General features: G+C 62.5%; 19 protein-coding genes. 17 read left to right on the top strand and 2 right to left on the bottom strand.

From position 1 onward, the window contains the following. The first annotated feature begins 286 nt into the window (after nucleotides 1–286). The 11 genes from BP26_RS0119935 to BP26_RS0119885 all read left to right on the top strand — a co-directional run bounded on the left by BP26_RS0119935 (nucleotide 287) and on the right by BP26_RS0119885 (nucleotide 9695). On the top strand, nucleotides 287–991 hold the full coding sequence (locus BP26_RS0119935; RefSeq protein ID WP_029922323.1) for an SDR family NAD(P)-dependent oxidoreductase: 705 nt from the start codon (nucleotides 287–289) through the stop codon (nucleotides 989–991). Between the two features lie 40 nt (nucleotides 992–1031). After that, nucleotides 1032–1580 (top strand): nuclear transport factor 2 family protein, encoded by a 549-nt coding sequence (locus tag BP26_RS0119930; RefSeq protein ID WP_245611847.1) that lies wholly within the window; start codon nucleotides 1032–1034, stop codon nucleotides 1578–1580. A gap of 16 nt (nucleotides 1581–1596) precedes the next feature. Further along, complete coding sequence (locus BP26_RS0119925; RefSeq protein WP_084183266.1) at nucleotides 1597–2619, top strand: enoyl-CoA hydratase/isomerase family protein; 1023 nt, start codon at nucleotides 1597–1599, stop codon at nucleotides 2617–2619. Between the two features lie 106 nt (nucleotides 2620–2725). Beyond that, on the top strand, nucleotides 2726–3940 hold the full coding sequence (locus BP26_RS0119920; protein WP_051749208.1) for an acyl-CoA dehydrogenase family protein: 1215 nt from the start codon (nucleotides 2726–2728) through the stop codon (nucleotides 3938–3940). A 62-nt stretch (nucleotides 3941–4002) separates the two neighbouring features. After that, nucleotides 4003–4857: an SDR family oxidoreductase gene (locus BP26_RS0119915; RefSeq protein WP_029922319.1), complete on the top strand. Its 855-nt coding sequence runs from the start codon at nucleotides 4003–4005 to the stop codon at nucleotides 4855–4857. 102 nt (nucleotides 4858–4959) lie between these two features. Next, nucleotides 4960–5328, top strand: coding sequence for a hypothetical protein (locus BP26_RS0119910; protein WP_029922318.1), 369 nt, complete (start codon nucleotides 4960–4962; stop codon nucleotides 5326–5328). Further along, a complete protein-coding gene (locus tag BP26_RS0119905) occupies nucleotides 5318–5779 on the top strand; it encodes a hypothetical protein (protein ID WP_029922317.1) in 462 nt (153 codons plus the stop codon). The genes BP26_RS0119910 and BP26_RS0119905 overlap by 11 nt, the downstream gene beginning before the upstream one ends. 58 nt (nucleotides 5780–5837) lie before the next feature. Continuing rightward, the gene (locus tag BP26_RS0119900; protein WP_029922316.1) at nucleotides 5838–6218 is read left to right on the top strand and encodes a hypothetical protein; all 381 of its coding nucleotides are present in this window, start codon (nucleotides 5838–5840) and stop codon (nucleotides 6216–6218) included. Between the two features lie 111 nt (nucleotides 6219–6329). Continuing rightward, complete coding sequence (locus tag BP26_RS30940) at nucleotides 6330–7763, top strand: TolC family protein (RefSeq protein ID WP_157572661.1); 1434 nt, start codon at nucleotides 6330–6332, stop codon at nucleotides 7761–7763. After that, nucleotides 7760–9124, top strand: coding sequence for a multicopper oxidase family protein (locus BP26_RS0119890; RefSeq protein WP_084183264.1), 1365 nt, complete (start codon nucleotides 7760–7762; stop codon nucleotides 9122–9124). The genes BP26_RS30940 and BP26_RS0119890 overlap by 4 nt, the downstream gene beginning before the upstream one ends. Nucleotides 9125–9149: 25 nt before the next feature. After that, nucleotides 9150–9695, top strand: coding sequence for a c-type cytochrome (locus BP26_RS0119885; protein ID WP_029922313.1), 546 nt, complete (start codon nucleotides 9150–9152; stop codon nucleotides 9693–9695). A gap of 21 nt (nucleotides 9696–9716) precedes the next feature. Here BP26_RS0119885 and BP26_RS0119880 read toward each other — a convergent pair whose 3' ends face one another. Then, a complete protein-coding gene (locus BP26_RS0119880) occupies nucleotides 9717–10841 on the bottom strand; it encodes a hypothetical protein (RefSeq protein WP_494546282.1) in 1125 nt (374 codons plus the stop codon). Between the two features lie 255 nt (nucleotides 10842–11096). Here BP26_RS0119880 and BP26_RS26920 point away from each other — a divergent pair, with 255 nt between their 5' ends. The 6 genes from BP26_RS26920 (at nucleotide 11097) to BP26_RS0119850 (ending at nucleotide 17615) form a co-directional block, all read left to right on the top strand. Beyond that, entirely contained in the window at nucleotides 11097–12182 is a 1086-nt protein-coding gene (locus BP26_RS26920; protein ID WP_051749207.1) for a capsular polysaccharide export protein, LipB/KpsS family, read from the top strand. After that, nucleotides 12169–13494 carry a glycosyltransferase family 4 protein gene (locus tag BP26_RS26915; RefSeq protein WP_036517467.1) on the top strand — a complete coding sequence of 442 codons (1326 nt, stop codon included), beginning with the start codon at nucleotides 12169–12171 and terminating at the stop codon, nucleotides 13492–13494. The genes BP26_RS26920 and BP26_RS26915 overlap by 14 nt, the downstream gene beginning before the upstream one ends. 42 nt (nucleotides 13495–13536) lie before the next feature. Beyond that, nucleotides 13537–14757, top strand: a complete 1221-nt coding sequence (locus BP26_RS0119865) for a polysaccharide biosynthesis/export family protein (protein WP_029922309.1) — start codon at nucleotides 13537–13539, stop codon at nucleotides 14755–14757. A 185-nt stretch (nucleotides 14758–14942) separates the two neighbouring features. Next, nucleotides 14943–16133: a KpsE/RkpR family capsule polysaccharide export protein gene (locus BP26_RS0119860; protein WP_051749204.1), complete on the top strand. Its 1191-nt coding sequence runs from the start codon at nucleotides 14943–14945 to the stop codon at nucleotides 16131–16133. A 10-nt stretch (nucleotides 16134–16143) separates the two neighbouring features. Further along, complete coding sequence (locus BP26_RS0119855) at nucleotides 16144–16971, top strand: ABC transporter permease (protein ID WP_157572659.1); 828 nt, start codon at nucleotides 16144–16146, stop codon at nucleotides 16969–16971. Then, the gene (locus BP26_RS0119850; RefSeq protein WP_029922306.1) at nucleotides 16968–17615 is read left to right on the top strand and encodes an ABC transporter ATP-binding protein; all 648 of its coding nucleotides are present in this window, start codon (nucleotides 16968–16970) and stop codon (nucleotides 17613–17615) included. Before BP26_RS0119855 ends, BP26_RS0119850 begins: the two co-directional genes overlap by 4 nt. A gap of 210 nt (nucleotides 17616–17825) precedes the next feature. On the opposite strand, the gene BP26_RS0119845 is transcribed toward BP26_RS0119850, so the two are convergent. After that, nucleotides 17826–18142 (bottom strand): transposase (locus BP26_RS0119845; protein ID WP_029922305.1); only part of this gene is annotated, 317 nt, incomplete at its 5' end.

Below are 18142 nucleotides of genomic sequence, written 5' to 3'. Positions count from 1 at the left end.
TGAGGCTGTCTCATCATGTGAAATGACCTAGAAAGCCCGTCCTTCAATGCCGTCCCACCGCTTGACCGGGATCGGAAGGCATTTTTAGTGAGTTATACTCACCAATATACGGGAGCCCGCCGCCGGGCTTCAAGTCCGGGCATTGTTCCGCAGTGCACCGGGCTGCGGCTTCGTCTGTTCAGATGGCATCCGCGCGCGGGGCGACGTGGTACTTTTCGGCATCGGCTTTGCGCCGGAACCGCTGCGGCACAGCGGCGAACGCGCTCCAAGGAATACGAGAAAAACCATGAACTTCAGCGATAAAGTTGTCTTAATCACCGGCGCCGCCGGCAATCTGGGCCGGGCCGTCGCCGCGGCCTTCGGCGCCGCTGGCGCCAATCTGGTGTTGGTGGACATCAGCGAGGCGGTGCTGGCCGCAGCCTATCCCGGGAAGGACGAACGCCGCCTGCTGCTGACCGCCAACCTGATGGAAGCCGCTTCGGCGCAGAAGGCGGTGGAGGCGGCGCTGGCCCGCTACCAGCGCATCGACTGCCTGTGCAATGTCGCCGGCGGATTCCGCATGGGCCCGACCGTGCACGAGACGCCGGCCGACCTGTGGAAGCTGATGATGGACCTCAACGCCGGCACGGTATTGAACATGGCACAGGCGGTGGTGCCCGGCATGCTGGCGTCCGGCTCCGGCAAGATCGTCAACATCGGCGCCGGCGGCGGCCTCAAGGGCGGTGCCCGCATGGCGGCCTACAGCGCCTCGAAAAGCGCGGTGATCCGCCTGACCGAATCCATGGCTGCCGAATTGCGCGACAAGGGCATCAACGTCAACTGTGTGCTGCCCAGCGTCATCGACACGCCGCAGAACCGTGCCGACATGCCCAAGGCCGACCCGAAGAAATGGGTGGCGCCGGAAGATCTGGCCAGTGTGATGCTGTTCCTGTGTTCGGACGCGGCCAGGGCCATCCATGGGGCCGCCATCCCGGTCAGCGGCTTGAGCTGAAGCCTGCTCTGCCTCGACAAATAAAAAATACGGAGGAGCAATGATCAGTCCATCCATGGAAAAGCAGCTGCAGGAATTGCTCGACAAGCAGGCGCTGTACGAGCTGATCTGCGCCTACTGCAACGCAGCCGACCGTCACGATCACGACAAGATGCGCGCGCTCTACCATGAGGACGCCATCGACGATCACGGCCATTACTCCAAGGGGCCGGCGAAGGACTTCATCGACAAGCTGCCGCAGATTCAGGCGGCGATGGAGATCCTGCACCACAACGTGACCACCGTGAACCTCAAGCTGGATGGCGACAAGGCCGAGGGCGAGGTCTACATCATCGCCTTCCACAAGGTGCGGGAGGGCGAACGCAGCTACGACATGCTGATCGGCGGCCGCTACTTCGACAAGTACGAGAAGCGCGACGGCGTGTGGAAATTCAGCTATCGCTCCATCGTTGCCGACTGGGCCTATCCGCAGGATCCCTCGGCGGTGCGCATGGATCACCCGATGCTGACCGGTGCCTATATCGGCAAGCCTGGACCGGTCGATCCCTCCTACGCCTTCTTCTCGCTGTTCCAGCGCGGCCAGCGTTAGCCCGATTCCGTCAGGAATGAGCGCAGCGGATCGCCCATCGCAACCGGTACCGCTGGCACAGGTGCTGACCTGGGCCAGCGACAGCGATGCGCGCCGCATCTTCTCGCCGCTGTCGGCGCAGCCTTTTCTGCTATTCGACGCCAGCGACGACGATCTGCCCGAACCCGCCCACGCACGCATCCGCGCCTGGCTGCGCGAACTACCCTGCCCCAGCATCGCCATCGCCGCCTCGCCGACCGCGCTGACGCCAGTCTGCGACGTCGTGCTGGATCATGCGTCCGAAGCGACTCCGCTGCTCGAAGGCATCCGGCACAGCCCCATTGCGGCGGCGGTGCTGGCGCAGCTGCTGCGCGCCATCGAAACCCTGCCGGTGGCGGATGCGCTCACCGCCGAATCCCTGGCTTACGCCACGTTGCAGGCCGGTCCTGAGTTCCACAGCTGGCTGGCGGAGAATCGTGCAGCGGCCCCGGCCATACACAACGACCCGGGCCACGCGGTGGTCATGGAACGGGACGAGGACTGCCTGCGCCTGGAACTGAACCGTCCCTCCATCCGCAACGGCATGTCGGTGGAGATGCGCGACGCCCTGGTCGAAGCACTGCAACTGGTGCTGAGCGACGACTCGATCCGCCGCGTGCGACTCAGCGGCCGCGGCAAATGCTTCAGCACCGGCGGCGACCTCACCGAGTTCGGCACCGCGCCCGATCCGGCGACAGCCCACGTGGTGCGCAGCCTTGCCGTGCCAGGCCGCTACCTTGCCGCCTGTGCGGCACAGGTGGAGGCGCGGGTGCACGGCGCCTGCATCGGCTCCGGCATCGAGTTCCCGGCATTCGCGGGCCGCGTCGTGGCGGCGCCGGACGCCTGGTTCCAGCTGCCGGAGCTGGGCTTCGGCCTCATCCCCGGCGCCGGCGGCTGCGTCAGCATCGCCCGGCGCATCGGCCGCCAGCGCACGGCCTGGATGGCATTGTCGGGCCAGCGCATCAAGGCGCCGCAGGCGCTGGAATGGGGTCTGGTCGATGCCGTGCAAGAAAGCTGGTGAGTCGACCTCACCAAATCGGACGAAGCGCCACGGCCAACGGCAGGGCTACGCTGGCCAGATCAACTGACGGCACCATTTTTCGGTTGCAGACACCGGGTAAAACAACATGGCAGACCATAGCTCCCCCTCCAGCGAACAGCGCAATATCGCCCAGGTCTTTTCCGGCCTGTCCGACGACGAGCAGGGCATCCTGGACCAGGCCGACCGCTTCGCGCAGAAGGAGCTGTACCCGCTGGCGCAACGCATGGACGACGAGGAATGGTGGCCGGACCAGGTGTTCCCGCTGATCGGCCGCACCGGCTATTTCGGCATCACCGCGCCCGAGGTCTACGGCGGCTCCGCCCTCGACCTGATGACCAGCGGCCTGGTGCTGCAGGCCTTCGGCCGCTGGAACCATGCCCTGGCCCTGGCCTGGGTGGCGCACGAGAACCTGTGCCTGCACAACATCCTGCGCAACGCCAACGACGAGCAGAAGAAGAAGTACCTGCCGGGCCTGTGCAGCGGCAAGGCCATCGGCGCCCTGGGCCTGACCGAGCCGGGCGCCGGCTCCGACGCCCTGGGCTCGATGAGCACCACCGCGCGCCGCGAAGGCGACCATTACCTGCTCAACGGCAGCAAGATCTTCATCACCAACGGCCCGGTCGCCGATGTACTGCTGGTCTACGCCAAGACCGACAAGGAACGCGGCGCCAAGGGCATCTCCGCCTTCATCGTCGAGAAGGATTTCCCCGGCTTCAAGGTGGCGCAGAAGCTGACCAAGATGGGCTTCCGCGGCAGCCAGACCGCCGAGCTGGTGTTCGACGACTGCCGCGTGCCCGCGGAGAACCTGGTCGGCGTCGAGAACCAGGGTGTCAGGGTGGTGATGAGCGGCCTGGACCTGGAACGCTCGATGATCTCGCCGATCTGCTTAGGGATAGCCGAGCGCGCCCTGCAGCTGTCGATCGACTACGCCAAGCAGCGCAAGCAGTTCGGCCGCCCCATCTCCGACTTCCAGATGGTGCGCGCCAAGCTGGCCGACCTCTACGTATGGGTCGAGTCGATGCGCCTGTTCACCTACCAGACGCTGCGCGCCGCCAATACCCTGGACGAGCATGGCGGCGGCCGCGGCGACATCCACAAGATCACCGCAGCCGGCGTGATGTATGTGGCGGAGACCCTGAACAAGGTGCTCAACGACGCAGTGCAGGTGCATGGCGGCACCGGCTACATCTGGGAATCCGAGATCAACCGCCTGTACCGCTCGATCAAGCTGCTGGAGATCGGCGCGGGGACGACCGAGGTGAGGAAAATCATCATCAGCGAGGAGCTGCTGCGCGAGTAACGCTTTCGTTTGCAAGAGTAGAAGCACCTCACTCCATCCGTACAGATCAGCCGCATCCGACCATGACCGCTTCCCTTGCCGAACAGAACACCCCGGACTACCTGTGGACCGCCGAGACGGTCTACCGCTCCGACCTGTTCAAGGGCCGCGTGGTCCTGGTCTCCGGCGGCGGCACCGGCATCGGCCGCGCCATCGCCCTGCTGTTCTCGCGGCTGGGCGCCAACGTGGTGATCTGCGGGCGCACGCCGGAAAAGCTGGAGCGCACCGCCGAGTTCCTGCGCGGCAAGCAGCGCCCGGTGCTGGCCTTACCGACCAATGTGCGCGAACCGGAGCAGGTCGAAGCGCTGTTCCAGCGGATCGACGCCGAATACGGCCGGCTCGACATCCTGGTCAACAATGCCGGCGGCCAGTTCCCCGGGCAGTCGATCGACTTCCCGGTGAAGGGCTGGAACGCGGTGGTGAACAACAACCTCAACGGCACCTGGTACATGATGCAGCGCGCGGCGCAATACTGGCGCGCGAAGCAGGCCCCCGGCTCCATCGTCAACATCGTGGCCGTGACCGAGCGCGGCATGCCTGGCGTGGCACACACGGTGGCGGCGCGCGCCGGCGTGGTCGGCCTGACCCGCACCGTGGCGGTGGAATGGGCGCCGCTCAACATCCGCATCAATTGCCTCGCTCCGGGCCTTACCGCCACCGAAGGGCTGGAAGTCTATCCGCCCGAGGCGGTGAAGGAATTCCCCCGCGCCAACCCGCTGAAGCGCCCAGGCTCGCCGATGGAGATCGCCGAGGCCTGCATCTACCTCGCCGGCCCCTCCGGCAGCTTCATCACCGGCGAGGTGCTGACGGTGGACGGCGGCGGCAAGCTGTGGGGCGAGCTGTGGACCGCCGGGCGGCCGGACTACTACAACTTCTAGATTCCCCGGTTTGTTCAAAATGTTCGCGGACTAGCGGACACGGCAGGGCCGGCCCGATCGGCTATCCTGTTTCCTGCCGTGGTGCACGGGGGGAGACTTGCCATGAATACGCTGCTCTGGTGCCTGGTGGTGGTCGATTTCGCCGCACTGGGCCTGTTTGCCTGGCGGCACTACGCCCTCCGCCGCGAGCTCGTTACCGCGCAACGGCAACTCGAGCAATGGGGCGCGGCGGGCCTGGGCACGCTCGCTTCCAGCGTCTTCGCCGCCCTCGGCCGGCCCTCCCTGATCTCGGTGGAAATCCTCAACCCGATGGAGCTGGCGATGAAGGAATCGCCGCTGGCCAAGGCTTTCGGCAGCCTCACCCCGGAGCTGGTGCGGCGCGAGGTCTACAAGGAAATCTACAAGCGCCTGTGTGTGCAGCTGCAGGACCAGGGTGTGGTGGCCGAAGTGAGGCTGCACGATGGCGCTTAGCCTGCTGCTCGTGTTGCTGGCGGCAACCGCGGCCGTGCTGTGGCAGCAGCGGCGCAGCAGCCGCGAACTCGCCGCCGTCCAGCTCGGCATGCGCCGGGTCGCGGCGGCGCTTCTCGAAGGCTCGCGCGCCGAGGCACAGCTCGAGGATTTGCGGCAATTGCAGAAGCTCGCCGAGCAGGGCGTCGCGTTCGGCACGGCCACCGTGCGCAGCGTGCACCGCGGCATCGCCAGCATCCCCTTCGGCATCCTCGAAGCCATCCCGGTGACGCGTCACCCCACCCGCATCGTGCGCAGCCTGCACGACCAGATCAGCGATGTGGTCTACGACAGCATCGGCGGCGGCAACAAGCTGATTGGAAGCGTGTTGCGGCTGGGGCTGACGAAGCCGGCCGCGCGGGGCGACAAGGAGCAACCCCGCCTCGACCGGAAATCCGACGAGGAACAGGCTTGACCCTGGACCCGGCTGCAGGGTTTAACATGGCGCCTTGCCCGGTCCTATACTGGCTTTCGTGAACACGCTGCGCACCCTGCTGGTCCTGCTGCTGGTTGTCGCCCTGCCCTGGTCGGCGGGCGCCACCATGCGCGAGAACCTGCACTGCCACCACGATGGCCTGGGCGCACTGATCGACGGCGCCCCGCAGCATGATCACGCCGCCATGACACACCATGGCCAGAACGCCGACCAGGGCTGCGACTGCGAAGTGAAATGCCACTGCCAGCATCATTGCGCCAGCGGCACGGGAATCGTGGGACTGGGCCTGGTCACCCTGGCGCTCTCCTTCACGTCCGGCGCAGGAGCCGCCGCCGCCGCTTATGCGGCATGGATTCCGTCCCTCCTGGACGCCTCGCCGTTCCGACCACCGATCGCGGCGCCGCCCGGCGCCGCCTGATTGTTACGGCCGCCCGAGCGCGGCCGGCCCATCCGGTATCTTCCTGTCCCCGTTCCGTGGGTGGCGGCGCCTGGCTTCGTCGAGGACAGCAGCAATCGACGGAGAGGCATCGTGAACTTATCCATTTCGCCGTGGCCGCCAACGCGCCTGGGCATCCTATTTCTCGCAACGGGCTTGTCCGCTTGCGCCAGCCTGCCGCAGGACCGTGGGTTTTCGCAGGTGCAGTCGCAATTGCAGGCACGCGGCTACGCGGACGTCGCACAGCCCGGCAGTGAGCCGGCCGACCAGCTGGCGGACGAGATCCTGGCCAAGGGTCCGCTTTCGGCGGATGACGCCGTGCGCGTGGCGCTGCTGCGCAACCCCACCCTGCGCATCACCTACGCCCGGCTGGGCTTCAGCGCCGCCGACGTCTACGACGCCGGCCGGCTGAGCAATCCCGTGCTCAGCGGTTCGGTGCTGTTCGCCAGCGGCAGCGACGTCAATCGTTACGACTACGGCCTGAGCCAGAACTTCCTCGGTCTGCTGCTGCTCCCTGCCCGTTCGCGGCTGGCCAAGGCTGAATTCGAGCGCACCCAGGAGGAAGCCGGTGCCGCGGTGATCGACCTTTCCGGCGAGGTGCAGATCGGCTATCAGCGCCTGGTCGGTGCCATCCAGATCCAGCGCATGCGCGAAGCCGTGGCCGACGCCGCCGATGCTTCCGCGCAATTGGCGCAGCGCTTCTACGATGCCGGCAATATCCCCGAACTGGAGCTGGAACTGAACCACGGCGAAGCCGGGCAGGCACAGGCCGATGTGGTTGCCGCCCGCAATGACGCCTTGGCCGCTCGCGCGGAGCTGGGCCGGCTGCTGGGCCTGCCGGCGGATCGCAGCGACTGGCAGGTACCGGAACGCCTGCCCGCACCGCCGGCCCAGGAAACCAGCCTGCCGCAGCTGCAGGCCCTGGCCCGTGAGGGCCGGCTGGACCTGCTGGCCAAGCGGCGCGAAGTGGCCTTGCAGGAGGATGCGCTCGGACTGACACGCTCCTACCGGCTGCTCGGCGATGTGGAGCTCGGCGTGCAGGGCGAACGCGATACCGATGGCGCGCACCTGCTCGGGCCATCCCTCTCCCTCCAGTTGCCGCTCTTCAACCAGGGCCGGGGCGCGGTGCTGCGCGCGCAGGCACGACTGGAACTGAGCCGCGCCGAGCTGGGCCGGATGGAGGTGGAAACCAGCCAGTCGATCCAGTTGGCGCTGATCCGCGTCACCGCGTCGCGTGAACTGGCCAAACGTTATACCGATGAGTACATCCCGCTGCGTGAGCGCATCGTCAAGCACACCCAGCAGCGCACCAACTTCATGCTCGGCGGGCCGTTCGAACTGATCCGTGCCCGGCAGCAGGAGTACGACACCTACCAGAAGTACATCGAGATCGTGCGCGATTACTGGGTGGCGCGTGCCGAACTGGAGCGTGCCGTGGGCATGCGCCTGCCCGGCGATGCGCCAACAGGCACACCGCCGACGACTCCACCAACGCAGCCATCGCCAGCAGCCGGAGGCCAGCCATGATCACCCGCCGCAACCTGATCCAGCTCATCGGCGCCGGCGCCCTGGCCGGCGCCGCAGCTCCCGCCGCGGCCGACCCCGAGATCGATCCGGTGACCGGTCTGAGCCTGCAAGCCTTGTCCGAAGGACGCCGGCGCGGTTATACGCCGGTGTCGACGCCGAACGGCCGCAGCCTGCCTTTCACCATGAAGGATGGGGTCAAGCAATTCCACCTGGTGGCCGAGGAAGTCGAGCACGAGTTCGCCCCCGGCTGCCGCGCCAAATGCTGGGGTTACAATGGCTCCACGCCGGGCCCGACCATCGAGGCGGTGGAAGGCGACCGGGTGCGCATCCTGGTCACCAACAAGCTGCCGGAAGCGACCAGCATCCACTGGCATGGCATCCTGCTGCCCAATGGCATGGATGGGGTCACCGGCCTCACCCAGGCCGGCATCCAGCCCGGCGAAACCTGGGCCTATGAGTTCACGCTGCGCCAGGCGGGGAGCCATATGTACCACCCGCACGCCGACGAAATGGTGCAGATGGCGCTGGGCATGATGGGCTTCTTCATCATCCATCCGAAAGACGGCAATACCGACAATGGGCCGCCGGTGGACCGCGACTACGCCATCATGCTGCACAACTGGGCGCTGCATCCAGGCACTTACCGCCCCGATCCTTCGATCATGCAGGACTTCGACCTGTGGACCTTCAACAGCAAGGTCTATCCGGCCACCGCGCCGCTGCTGGCGAAGACCGGCGAACGCGTGCGTATCCGCCTCGGCAACCTGTCGATGTGGAACCACCCGATGCACCTGCACGGTCACCGCTTCTGGATCACCGGCAGCGACGGCGACCGCTGGCCGCGCAGCAGCTGGCGGCCGGAGGCGACCCACATCGTCGGCGTTGGCCAGATGCGCGACTTCGAATTCATCGCCGACAATCCAGGCGACTGGGCCTTCCATTGCCACATGTCGCATCACACCATGAATGCGATGGGCCACAGCATCCCCAACACCCTGGGCGTCGACCAGTCCGGCGTGGAGGATAAAATCCGCTCGATGCTGCCGGGCTACATGGCGATGGGAAAAAACGGCATGGACGACATGAGCGACATGGCCGGCATGATGGGCGGGCCGCCCAATACACTACCGATGGGCGGGGGCAAAGGGCCTTTCGGCAGCGTGGACATGGGCGGCATGTTCACCGTACTGAAAGTGCGCGATGAACTGAAGGGCCATGCCGATCCGGGCTGGTATCGTCATCCCAAGGGTACCCTTGCCTACCGGGTTTCCAGCGACCCCAGCCTGGTTCCCACCACGACGCACAAACCGGACGACCAACCCGGAATGCCGGATATGCCGGGCATGAACCACGGCGGATGATCCTGTCCAACTCACGGAGATTGATTTGAAAATTCTCAAGGCAGCATTGCTTCTGCTGGTCCTCGCCGGCATCGGCGGCGGTATTTTCATCTATTCAGGCAGCTACGAGATCGGCGCGGATGTGCCGCACGCACAACCGGTTTACGAGGTCCTCGAAACCCTGCGCGATCGGGCGGTGGAGAAACACGCCGCGGATATCCGGGTGCCGCCGCTCGACGACCCCGGGCGCATCGCCGAAGGCGCCGAGCACTATGCGGCGATGTGCACCGGCTGCCACCTGGCGCCGGGCATGGACGACTCGGAAATCCGGCCCGGCCTCTACCCGCAGCCGCCGGAACTGGCCACGCAGAAGGACGAAAACCCGGCGGAGCAGTTCTGGGTGATCAAGCACGGCATCAAGTTCACCGCCATGCCCGCCTGGGGCGCCACCCACGACGACCAGGCGATCTGGAACATGGTCTCCTTCCTGCAGAAGCTGCCCTCACTCACGCCGCAGCAGTATGCGCAGATGACGGCGAATGCCGGAAACGAGCACGAGGAGCACGAACACCAGCATCATCACCAGGAATAGCCCGGTAATGTCGTCGGGATTTCAGTAGAGCGCCGACCGGTACACCTCGTAAACATCGACTTCGCCGCCCACGAAATAGATATTGGCGGGGAATATAAAGCTGCGTTTGGCGCGATCGAAATCCAGGGTTGCAGGCTTCGCTGCATTATTGGGGTCGTAGACCTGGAAGCGGATATTGCTGCCGGTTTCGCTAACCGCGTAGAGCAATACAGCGTGGTTGATGGTGATCTTGGGAAAGGTCACCACATGGACCACCGGCGGCCGATGCTTGCGGATCTCTACCATCATGCTGTTTGCCGTTTCTTCCTGATGATCGTGGCTAAAGGGGAATACCATCCTCCAGTTGCCGCGTTGCAGGAAGCTCTGCACCGCGCCTCCCAACTCTCCCTTGAGCAAAACTTCCTTGTCTGCGCTGAAACTGCGCAGGCCGGAATACCCTGGTATGACAACGCGCTCGGGAAGAGGCCCCGTTTCGCTGGGATCATGAGCGATCACCTGATGGATCAATTGCCGGTAGGTATCGTCATCCACGCCTCGCTTCGATGCATCGAAACGCGCGAACTGAAAAAACTGCCGCGCGGAGCGGCTCATGACGAAGCAGCGCAGGGTGTAATCGCCCTCGGGATTCTTGCTTGAGGGCTTGGAATATCCGACGGGAGAACCAGCCTCGTACCGCCATTCCGTTTCGTTGTCGAACGCCAGGGTATCCTGCTCGAAATTGAAGGGCCGATCATTGGCCGGCTGTAATACCGGAAGGATGGAACATCCGCACAAGCATAGCGCCAGGGAAACCCAAGCCAACGCATAGCGCGATGGTCCTCGCGCCCACATCCGCCGTTCTGTTTTCTTACGCACGGCCTCAGCGTTGGCGTTGTTTCGATCATGTTGCCCCTCGCCTGACCATCCGGCGCGGAGTTGCCTGCGCCCCAACAGCGCAAGACCACAATCAAAAAGTGCCGTTTTCCCCGCATCCATGGTTTCGTCGCGTAGTCTGGGGACATTGCAATAGACCATAGCGGAGGAAAATGATTGCACTGCCTCCCGATACTGCTTCCACTCGACCAGGAATCCATGGGTCACAGCAGCCCTTTTTAATGACGCAGCGCGGACTGTAAGGTATCGAATCCAGGCCATCGCCTTGATCATCACCCTAACGGCGCCCCCGAAAATACCGGCCTTGAGGGACTGCCGCGGCCCCTGTCAGCGCCAGCTTCATGCCTATATAGCCACCCCCCCTCAAAGAGGCTTGACAACCGTGCATATAGGCGGGAAATCCCTTAAAATTCCGCTAAATAGAGGGGAACTTCAATTTTTATCCCCCGCACCAGATTCCGGTTTGGCGGAGCCGCCAGCCATTTCCTTCCTTGGCCATCTGTAAAGCGCTCGCAGTAAACAAACTCCTTGAATTCGAGTCGAACCGAAGTCGTAGGCATCAAGCCCTGGAAGCGCTGGCAGATCGATCGTTTCCTGCGCGAGCCGGGCAACCGACTGCACTACGCGGCCTCGCCAGCCCAAGCGTTGCGCAACCAGGCGCGCCATGGCGGACGCATTGTGATCTGGGCAGCGCGTGAGCCCGAAGGGTTCGCAGCGGCCGCTGCGCGGCAGCAGTGTCCGCTGGTCAGGATCGAGGACGGCTTCCTGCGCTCGGTGGGCCTCGGTTCGGCCCATGTCGGCGGAGCCTCGCTGGTGATCGATGCGGAGGGAATCTATTTCGATCCCCGCACGCCGTCCGCGCTGGAGCGCCTGCTGCAAGACGGCGGCTTCAGCGATGCACTGCTGCAGCGGGCCGCGAGCCTGCGCCAGTTCCTGGTATCGCGCGGACTGACCAAGTACAACGTCGGCACCCTGGCGCAGGTACCCATTGGTGCTCCTGCCGGACGGCGCCGCATCCTGGTCCCCGGCCAGGTCGAGAACGACGCGTCGATCCGCTACGGCGCGCCGGAAGTCGGCAGCAACGTGGAATTGCTGCGGCGAGTGCGCATCGCCGAACCGGCGGCCTGGATCGTCTACAAACCGCACCCCGACACCGAGGCTGGCACCCGTCCCGGCCGCATTGCCGATACCGCCGCGTTGCGCCACGCCGACCAGGTCGTCCGGGACGTATCGGCCACGGCCCTGTTCCCGCAAATCGACGCCGTGCACACCATGACCTCGCTGCTCGGCTTCGAGGCTTTGCTGCGTGGCATCCCGGTAACGACCTGGGGCCTGCCCTTCTATGCCGGCTGGGGACTCACGCAGGATCATCTGGAAATTCCACGCCGCAGCCGACGCCTGAGTCTGGACGAGCTGGTTGCCGGAACACTGATCGTTTATCCACGCTATATCGATCCTGAAAACGGCCGCCCCTGCGAAGTGGAGACTGTCGCCAGACAATTGGCCTCGGACAGCGCAGCGGGCGCCCCCCTCGAACGCTGGGCCGCGCCGCGGCTCGCCCGGCTGTGTCTGGGCCTGTATCGCTCCTGGATGTCCGCGCATGGCAAGCCCTGAAGCCGGAACCATCCGCGTGTTGTTCGATGCAACCCGGCTCCTGGCCCGGGGCGGCCTGGCCACACCGACCGGTATCGACCGGGTGGATTTTGCCTACGTTTCCGCCCTGAGCACGGCAGCCGGAATTGATCTGCGGCTGGTGACTTTCGACGTATTCGGCCCGAAACTGATGGGCCAAGGCCCGGCAACACGCCTGATCGACGCAGTGCGGCAGCGCTGGGAGAACAGCAGCCCCGCGCAGGCGCAGCAGCCAGGCTTCAGGCGCTTGCGTGAATGGCTGGAAGCCCCGGCAGGGACCGCTAGGCCAGCACCGGTGAAAGCCCAGAGCGAACCCGCAAGCGAAGGGAGCCGTCTCCGCCGCGCCGGTTCCGCCCTGAATGGAGCACTGGGCTCCCTAAGGCCACGCGGGGTCATGCCGGTAGGCGCTGCCGGGGTTTACGTCAATACCTCCCATGGGCGACTGTTCCGTAAAGCGGTATCGCGCTGGCTGGAGAACACCGGTATCGGCAGCGTGTTTTTCATTCACGACCTGATCCCGCTCGAATTCCCCGAGTTCAACCGCCCGCGCGAACCGGCCCGGCACGCCGCACGCCTCGAAACCGTCGGCACGCATGCGCGCCAGGTCATCGTCAATTCCGATGCTACCCGGAGTGCGCTGACCCGGTATCTGCACGAACACAACCGCCGGGTACCGCCGATCGAAGTCCTGCACCTGGGCGTCGAGAATCGCTTTGGCCGCGAACTCGATCACACATCACTGTCGCCGACAGTGCCATACTTCGTAATGCTGGGCACCATCGAACCGCGCAAGAACCACCAAATGCTGCTCCAGGTTTGGCGGCGGCTGGTGGAGAGCCAGGGCGATGCCGCGCCACGGCTGGTGCTCATCGGCCGCCGCGGCTGGGAAAACCAGACCGTGTTCAATATCCTGGACCGGTCGAGCCTGCTATCGCGCTTCATCATCGAGGGTTCCGGCCTGGGGGATGGCGACATCGCCACCCTGCTGCGCGGCGCCCGGGCGCTGCTCATGCCCTCCTTCGGCGAAGGCTTCGGCCTGCCGGTCGCCGAGGCGCTGGCATTGGGCACGCCGGTGATTGCCTCGGCAATCGCCGCGCACCGTGAAATCGGGGGTGAGAGCGCAGAATATCTCGACCCGTTGGATGGTCGTGGTTGGTTGCTAGCCGTCCAGGACTATTCGATAGAAGCCTCAGCGCGCCGCGAAAAGCAGCTGAATCATCTGAAAACTTACAAACCGCCAAACTGGGGGGATCATCTGGCGTCTGCGTTGAAGCTGATCCGTTCAGCTGCGTGATATCCATTTATTGCCTTCATCTATAACGATCTGATTTGCAGCATGAATTCGACAACATCCGCCATTCGCACCATTAGTTATCACGCCAGAAGGTTCGCCCTGCAATGGCTTGCGCTGGGCTGTAGCCTGGGGCTTGCCGCTTGCTCTTCCCTTCCGAATTCCGGGCCACGCACGTCTCAGATTCATGATGAATACCAGCCACAAGCATCGAGCCATCCATTCGAGCTTGTGGAGGTCACCGATAGCACCATTCAAGTACTGAAACACCGGCCCGCGCCAACCCTGGCGGCGCAATTTGGAGACGATGCGAATACGCCGGACCTTGTAATCGGTCGAGGCGACGGCCTCACCATAACGATCTGGGAAGTCGGCTCCGACACGCTGTTCTCGTCAAGCCCGACTGCGGTGGCCCCGATGGCTACCGTCAACTCCGCTCGTGGATCAGTGATTCCGGAACAGATCGTCGGCAGCGACGGTTGCATCACCATTCCATTCGCAGGTCGCATTCCTGTAGCCAATCACACCACCACGGACGTGCAGCGCATCATCGAGCAAGCGCTGGGCGGCAAAGCTCAGAAGCCGCAGGTTCTGGTCAATCTGACGCACAACTCGTCCAACCTGGTGACTGTCGTGGGCGAAGTTACGAATGGGGCGCGGGTCCCGCTCTCGCCCTATGGCGAGCGGTTGCTTGATGTACTCGCCACCGCCGGGGGCATCAAGGTCCCGACGTTCGAAACGCGAGTGCAGCTTACGCGCCGCGACAGCAGCGTCACGGTACCCTTGCTGCAAGTACTGCGCGATCCCGGCGAAAACGTCCACCTACATCCCGGCGACGACCTGGTGATCACCCGTCAACCTGAAAGCTTCACCGCATTTGGTGCCACGGGACACAACGCACTGATCAGCTTCGACGCCGCCAGAATCACCCTGACGGAAGCGGTTGCCAAAGCCGGCGGATTGACTGATTCGCGCGCAGATCCAAGAGGCGTTTTCCTGTTCCGCTTCGAACCCAAAAGCATCGCTGAAAATCTCGGCACAGCGCCGTCGGAAATCAACGACGATGCGCCCGTACCAGTGGTCTATCAGCTGGATCTGAGCAAAGCCGGCAGCTATTTCCTGGCGCAAAACTTCGATGTGCGCGACCACGACATACTTTACATATCCAATTCTCCATCGACCGAACTGGAGAAATTCCTGAATTTGGTCGGTTTGGTTGTGCAACCGCTGATCAATGGAGCGATAGTGGACAGTTCCGTCAAATAAAATCGAGGATTCGGATTTGAGGGCACCTGCACAGCTTATCGGGCTTTTCGATGACGTCATGTGTGGAACTTGTTTCGTTTCTTTTCCTTGTAAATTCAAACTACTTAGAGCAGCAATTCCGCTCAAGCATTAGAATTGCAATCATTGTGGGCACATTGCCCCTCAACAGAGCAATATAGGTCGTAATGGACGGTAGCGATGATGCCCATGGGGCAGATAATTTGGTTCCCGGCTTGACCAGTACTCGTACCGGTCAACGAGAGGAACGTACCGAAAAACTGCAGCGCTGGCTTTGGCTGCATCGCTGGTCGGTGATATTCGTCTGGGTGCCTACAATTGTCAGCGCGCTCTATTATTTCCTGCTCGCACCGGATCTGTACGCATCGGAAGCAAGGTTCGTCGTCCGGGCCCCTTCCCGTATGCAGGCTGTAGGCCTCAGCAGCCTGCTCCAGAGCACCGGTATCGGCCGGGCCCAGGACGATGTCTTTTCCGTTCACGATTTCATTATTTCGCGCGATGCAATCACGGCCTTGGAAAAGAAGACTGATCTACGCGCGCTCTTCAATCGCCCGGAAGCGGACTTCATCTCGCGCTATCCCAATCTCATCAATGACAGCCGGGCCGAAGAGTTTTTCCATTACTATCAGAAGCGTGTTTCCGTGGCTTATGATGCCACCACAGGCATCAGCACACTGATCGTAAAAGCATTCAGGCCTGAAGATGCGCAGTTGATCGCAACCCTGTTGCTCGATGAAAGCGAAGCGCTTGTCAACCGGCTCAACGAGCGCGCCCACGACAACGCCGTGCGCGACGCGGAGATCGACGTTAAGCTCGCAGAAGACCGTATCACGGCCGCGCAAGCAAACGTCCTCTCGTATCGCAATCGCGAAACCTTGCTCGATCCCGGGAAGACATCGGGAGCCATCTTCGAAACGCTGGCAAGAATGCAAGCAGAATTGACGTCGACAAGAACCCGGCTAGCGGAACTGGACCAGAACTCCCCCGGTAGTCCGATGCGGTCGAACCTTGAAACACATGCGGCGGCGCTCACAAGCCAGATAGATGGCCTGCGCGCACGACTTGCGGGCAGTGACGGCTCGATGGCACCGAAAATCTCGGAGTACGAGCAACTGATCTTGAGACAGGACTTTGCCGCCAAGGAACTCGCCTCGGCGATGGCGTCGCTGGAGTCCTCACGCGAGGAAGCACGCCGTCAGAACACCTACCTCGATCGTGTTGTCGCTCCCAGCCGCCCCGATAAGGCCGAATTTCCCAAACGCCTCAGAACCGTGTTGACGGTACTCATCAGCTGCTGCCTGGCATATTCGATCGCCAAATTCCTGCTAGCGGGAATCCGCGAGCACTCCCAGGTCTAGGCCGACTCCTGTGGCCCATCCAGCCAATCCAAGTGCCGATCCCGCTCCGGGAAAGGAAATATCCTTCATCGAGTCCCTGCGCTTGCGCTTTGTGGTTGTCGGCGCACTCATGCTGCGCGAACTGCATACGCGGTATGGCCGGGAAAATATCGGGTTCCTCTGGATCATCGGAGAGCCCCTGTTGTTTTGCTTGGGCGTTACAGCATTCTGGTCCGCGGTGAGGCCTTCATATGAGCACGGGATTCCCGTGCCGTCATTTGTCCTTACCGGCTACGCCCCCCTTATGTTGTGGCGCCATGCGGTAACGCGATCGGTCCTGTGCTTCACCGCCAACGCCAGCCTTCTCTATCACAAGCAACTGGGGGTTCTGGATCTTCTTGCCGCCCGTATCGTCCTCGAAACAGTGGGTTCAATCGTTGCATTTGTCGTGGTAGCTCTTTTGTTCAGCGTCTTCGACGCTTACACGCCGCCCAAGGATTTTGGCTTGTTCTATCTTGGGTGGTTTTACATGATCCTGTTCAGCGCCGGCTGCGCCATCGTCTTCGCCTGTGCCAGTGAAATGGCGGACTGGGTCGAGAAGATCACCACGGTGACCGGCTATCTGATGATCCCCGTGTCCGGCTTCGCTTTCATGGTTGACTGGCTCCCCCCCCGCGCGCGGGTGTACGCCCTTTACATGCCCAGCGTCCATGCCTACGAAATGATCCGTGGCGGGCAGTACGGATCAAGCGTCGTGATCCACTACGACCTTGCCTACGTCAGTTTCACCTGCGCCGCTATCGGTGTGATCGGCCTGATCATGACCCGCTCGGTTCGAAAATACATACAAGTCGAATGATCGAGATTCGTGACCTGAGAAAAATTTACCGCATGCACAACAGAACACAGGTTGTGCTGGACAAGGTGAATTTGGATATACAGATGGGACAGAAACTCGCCTTGATGGGACGCAATGGAGCGGGAAAATCGACGCTGATCCGGCTGATCGGAAAAGTTGAGGTGCCCACCAGCGGGACCGTGAAGCACAAGATGCGGGTTTCATGGCCGCTGGGATTCACGGGAGCTTTTCAAGGGAGCTTGAGCGGGATCGATAACATGCGTTTCGTTTCGCGCATTTACCGTACGGACTTTGTAAAACTCCGGAATTTCGTCGAGGAGTTTGCCGAACTCGGCGAACATCTATACAAGCCGGTCAAAACCTATTCCTCCGGAATGAGGGCCCGCCTGGCATTTGCACTCTCCATCGCCATTGATTTCGACTGCTATCTTATCGACGAGGTGATACTAGTCGGAGACTATCGGTTCCATGAACGCTGCCGCAGTTATTTGTTTGATCAAAAGGCCGGACGAACTCTAATCATTGCATCTCATGACGCCGGGTTGCTAACCGATGTGTGCGATTCGGCATTGGTGCTCAACCAGGGACAAGCCATTTCTTACTCAAATGTCGCGGACGCTGCCAATTCTTACCAATCGCTGTAGGTGACAGTTAATCCCGTCGAAATTACTCGTTCCAATTCATTGAATACTGCCAAAGAGCGGAGATTTTTGGGAGGACAAGATCACTTTAAATGTTCGTGCAGGACAGAAGATTGCACCAACTGCAACCTTAGATGGGGATTTTCCAAGAATGAAACTGCCAAATCCGCAATGGACGATGTCGTTTTGCGGCTACGCTAGAGCATTTTCGATTTATTTACTGACGTACCCGCAAGAGGCGAAGTAGTTCGAGCACTCTTCTGGGGTAAAGACGTCGATGAGGGTACCGATGTATTCCCAGAGGGCATCGACGGTTCGGATGGCTGCTTTTCGCAGGAGTGTTTTGAGCTTTGCGAAGAGTTTTTCGATCGGATTCAGATCGGGCGAGTACGGCGGCAGGTAGCGAAGGGTGGCGCCGACCGCCTCAATGGCTTCCCGAACGCCGGTAACCTTGTGACTGCCGAGGTTATCGGCAATCACGATGTCGCCAGGTGTAAGAGTCGGGCAGAGGAAGTTCTGGACATAGGCCA

The sequence above is a fragment of the Nevskia soli DSM 19509 genome (assembly GCF_000711955.1).
GTDB classification, from domain to species: Bacteria; Pseudomonadota; Gammaproteobacteria; order Nevskiales; family Nevskiaceae; genus Nevskia; species Nevskia soli.
The sequence above is the reverse complement of the archived record's forward strand: the minus strand, read 5'-3'. Positions and strand labels throughout refer to the sequence as shown.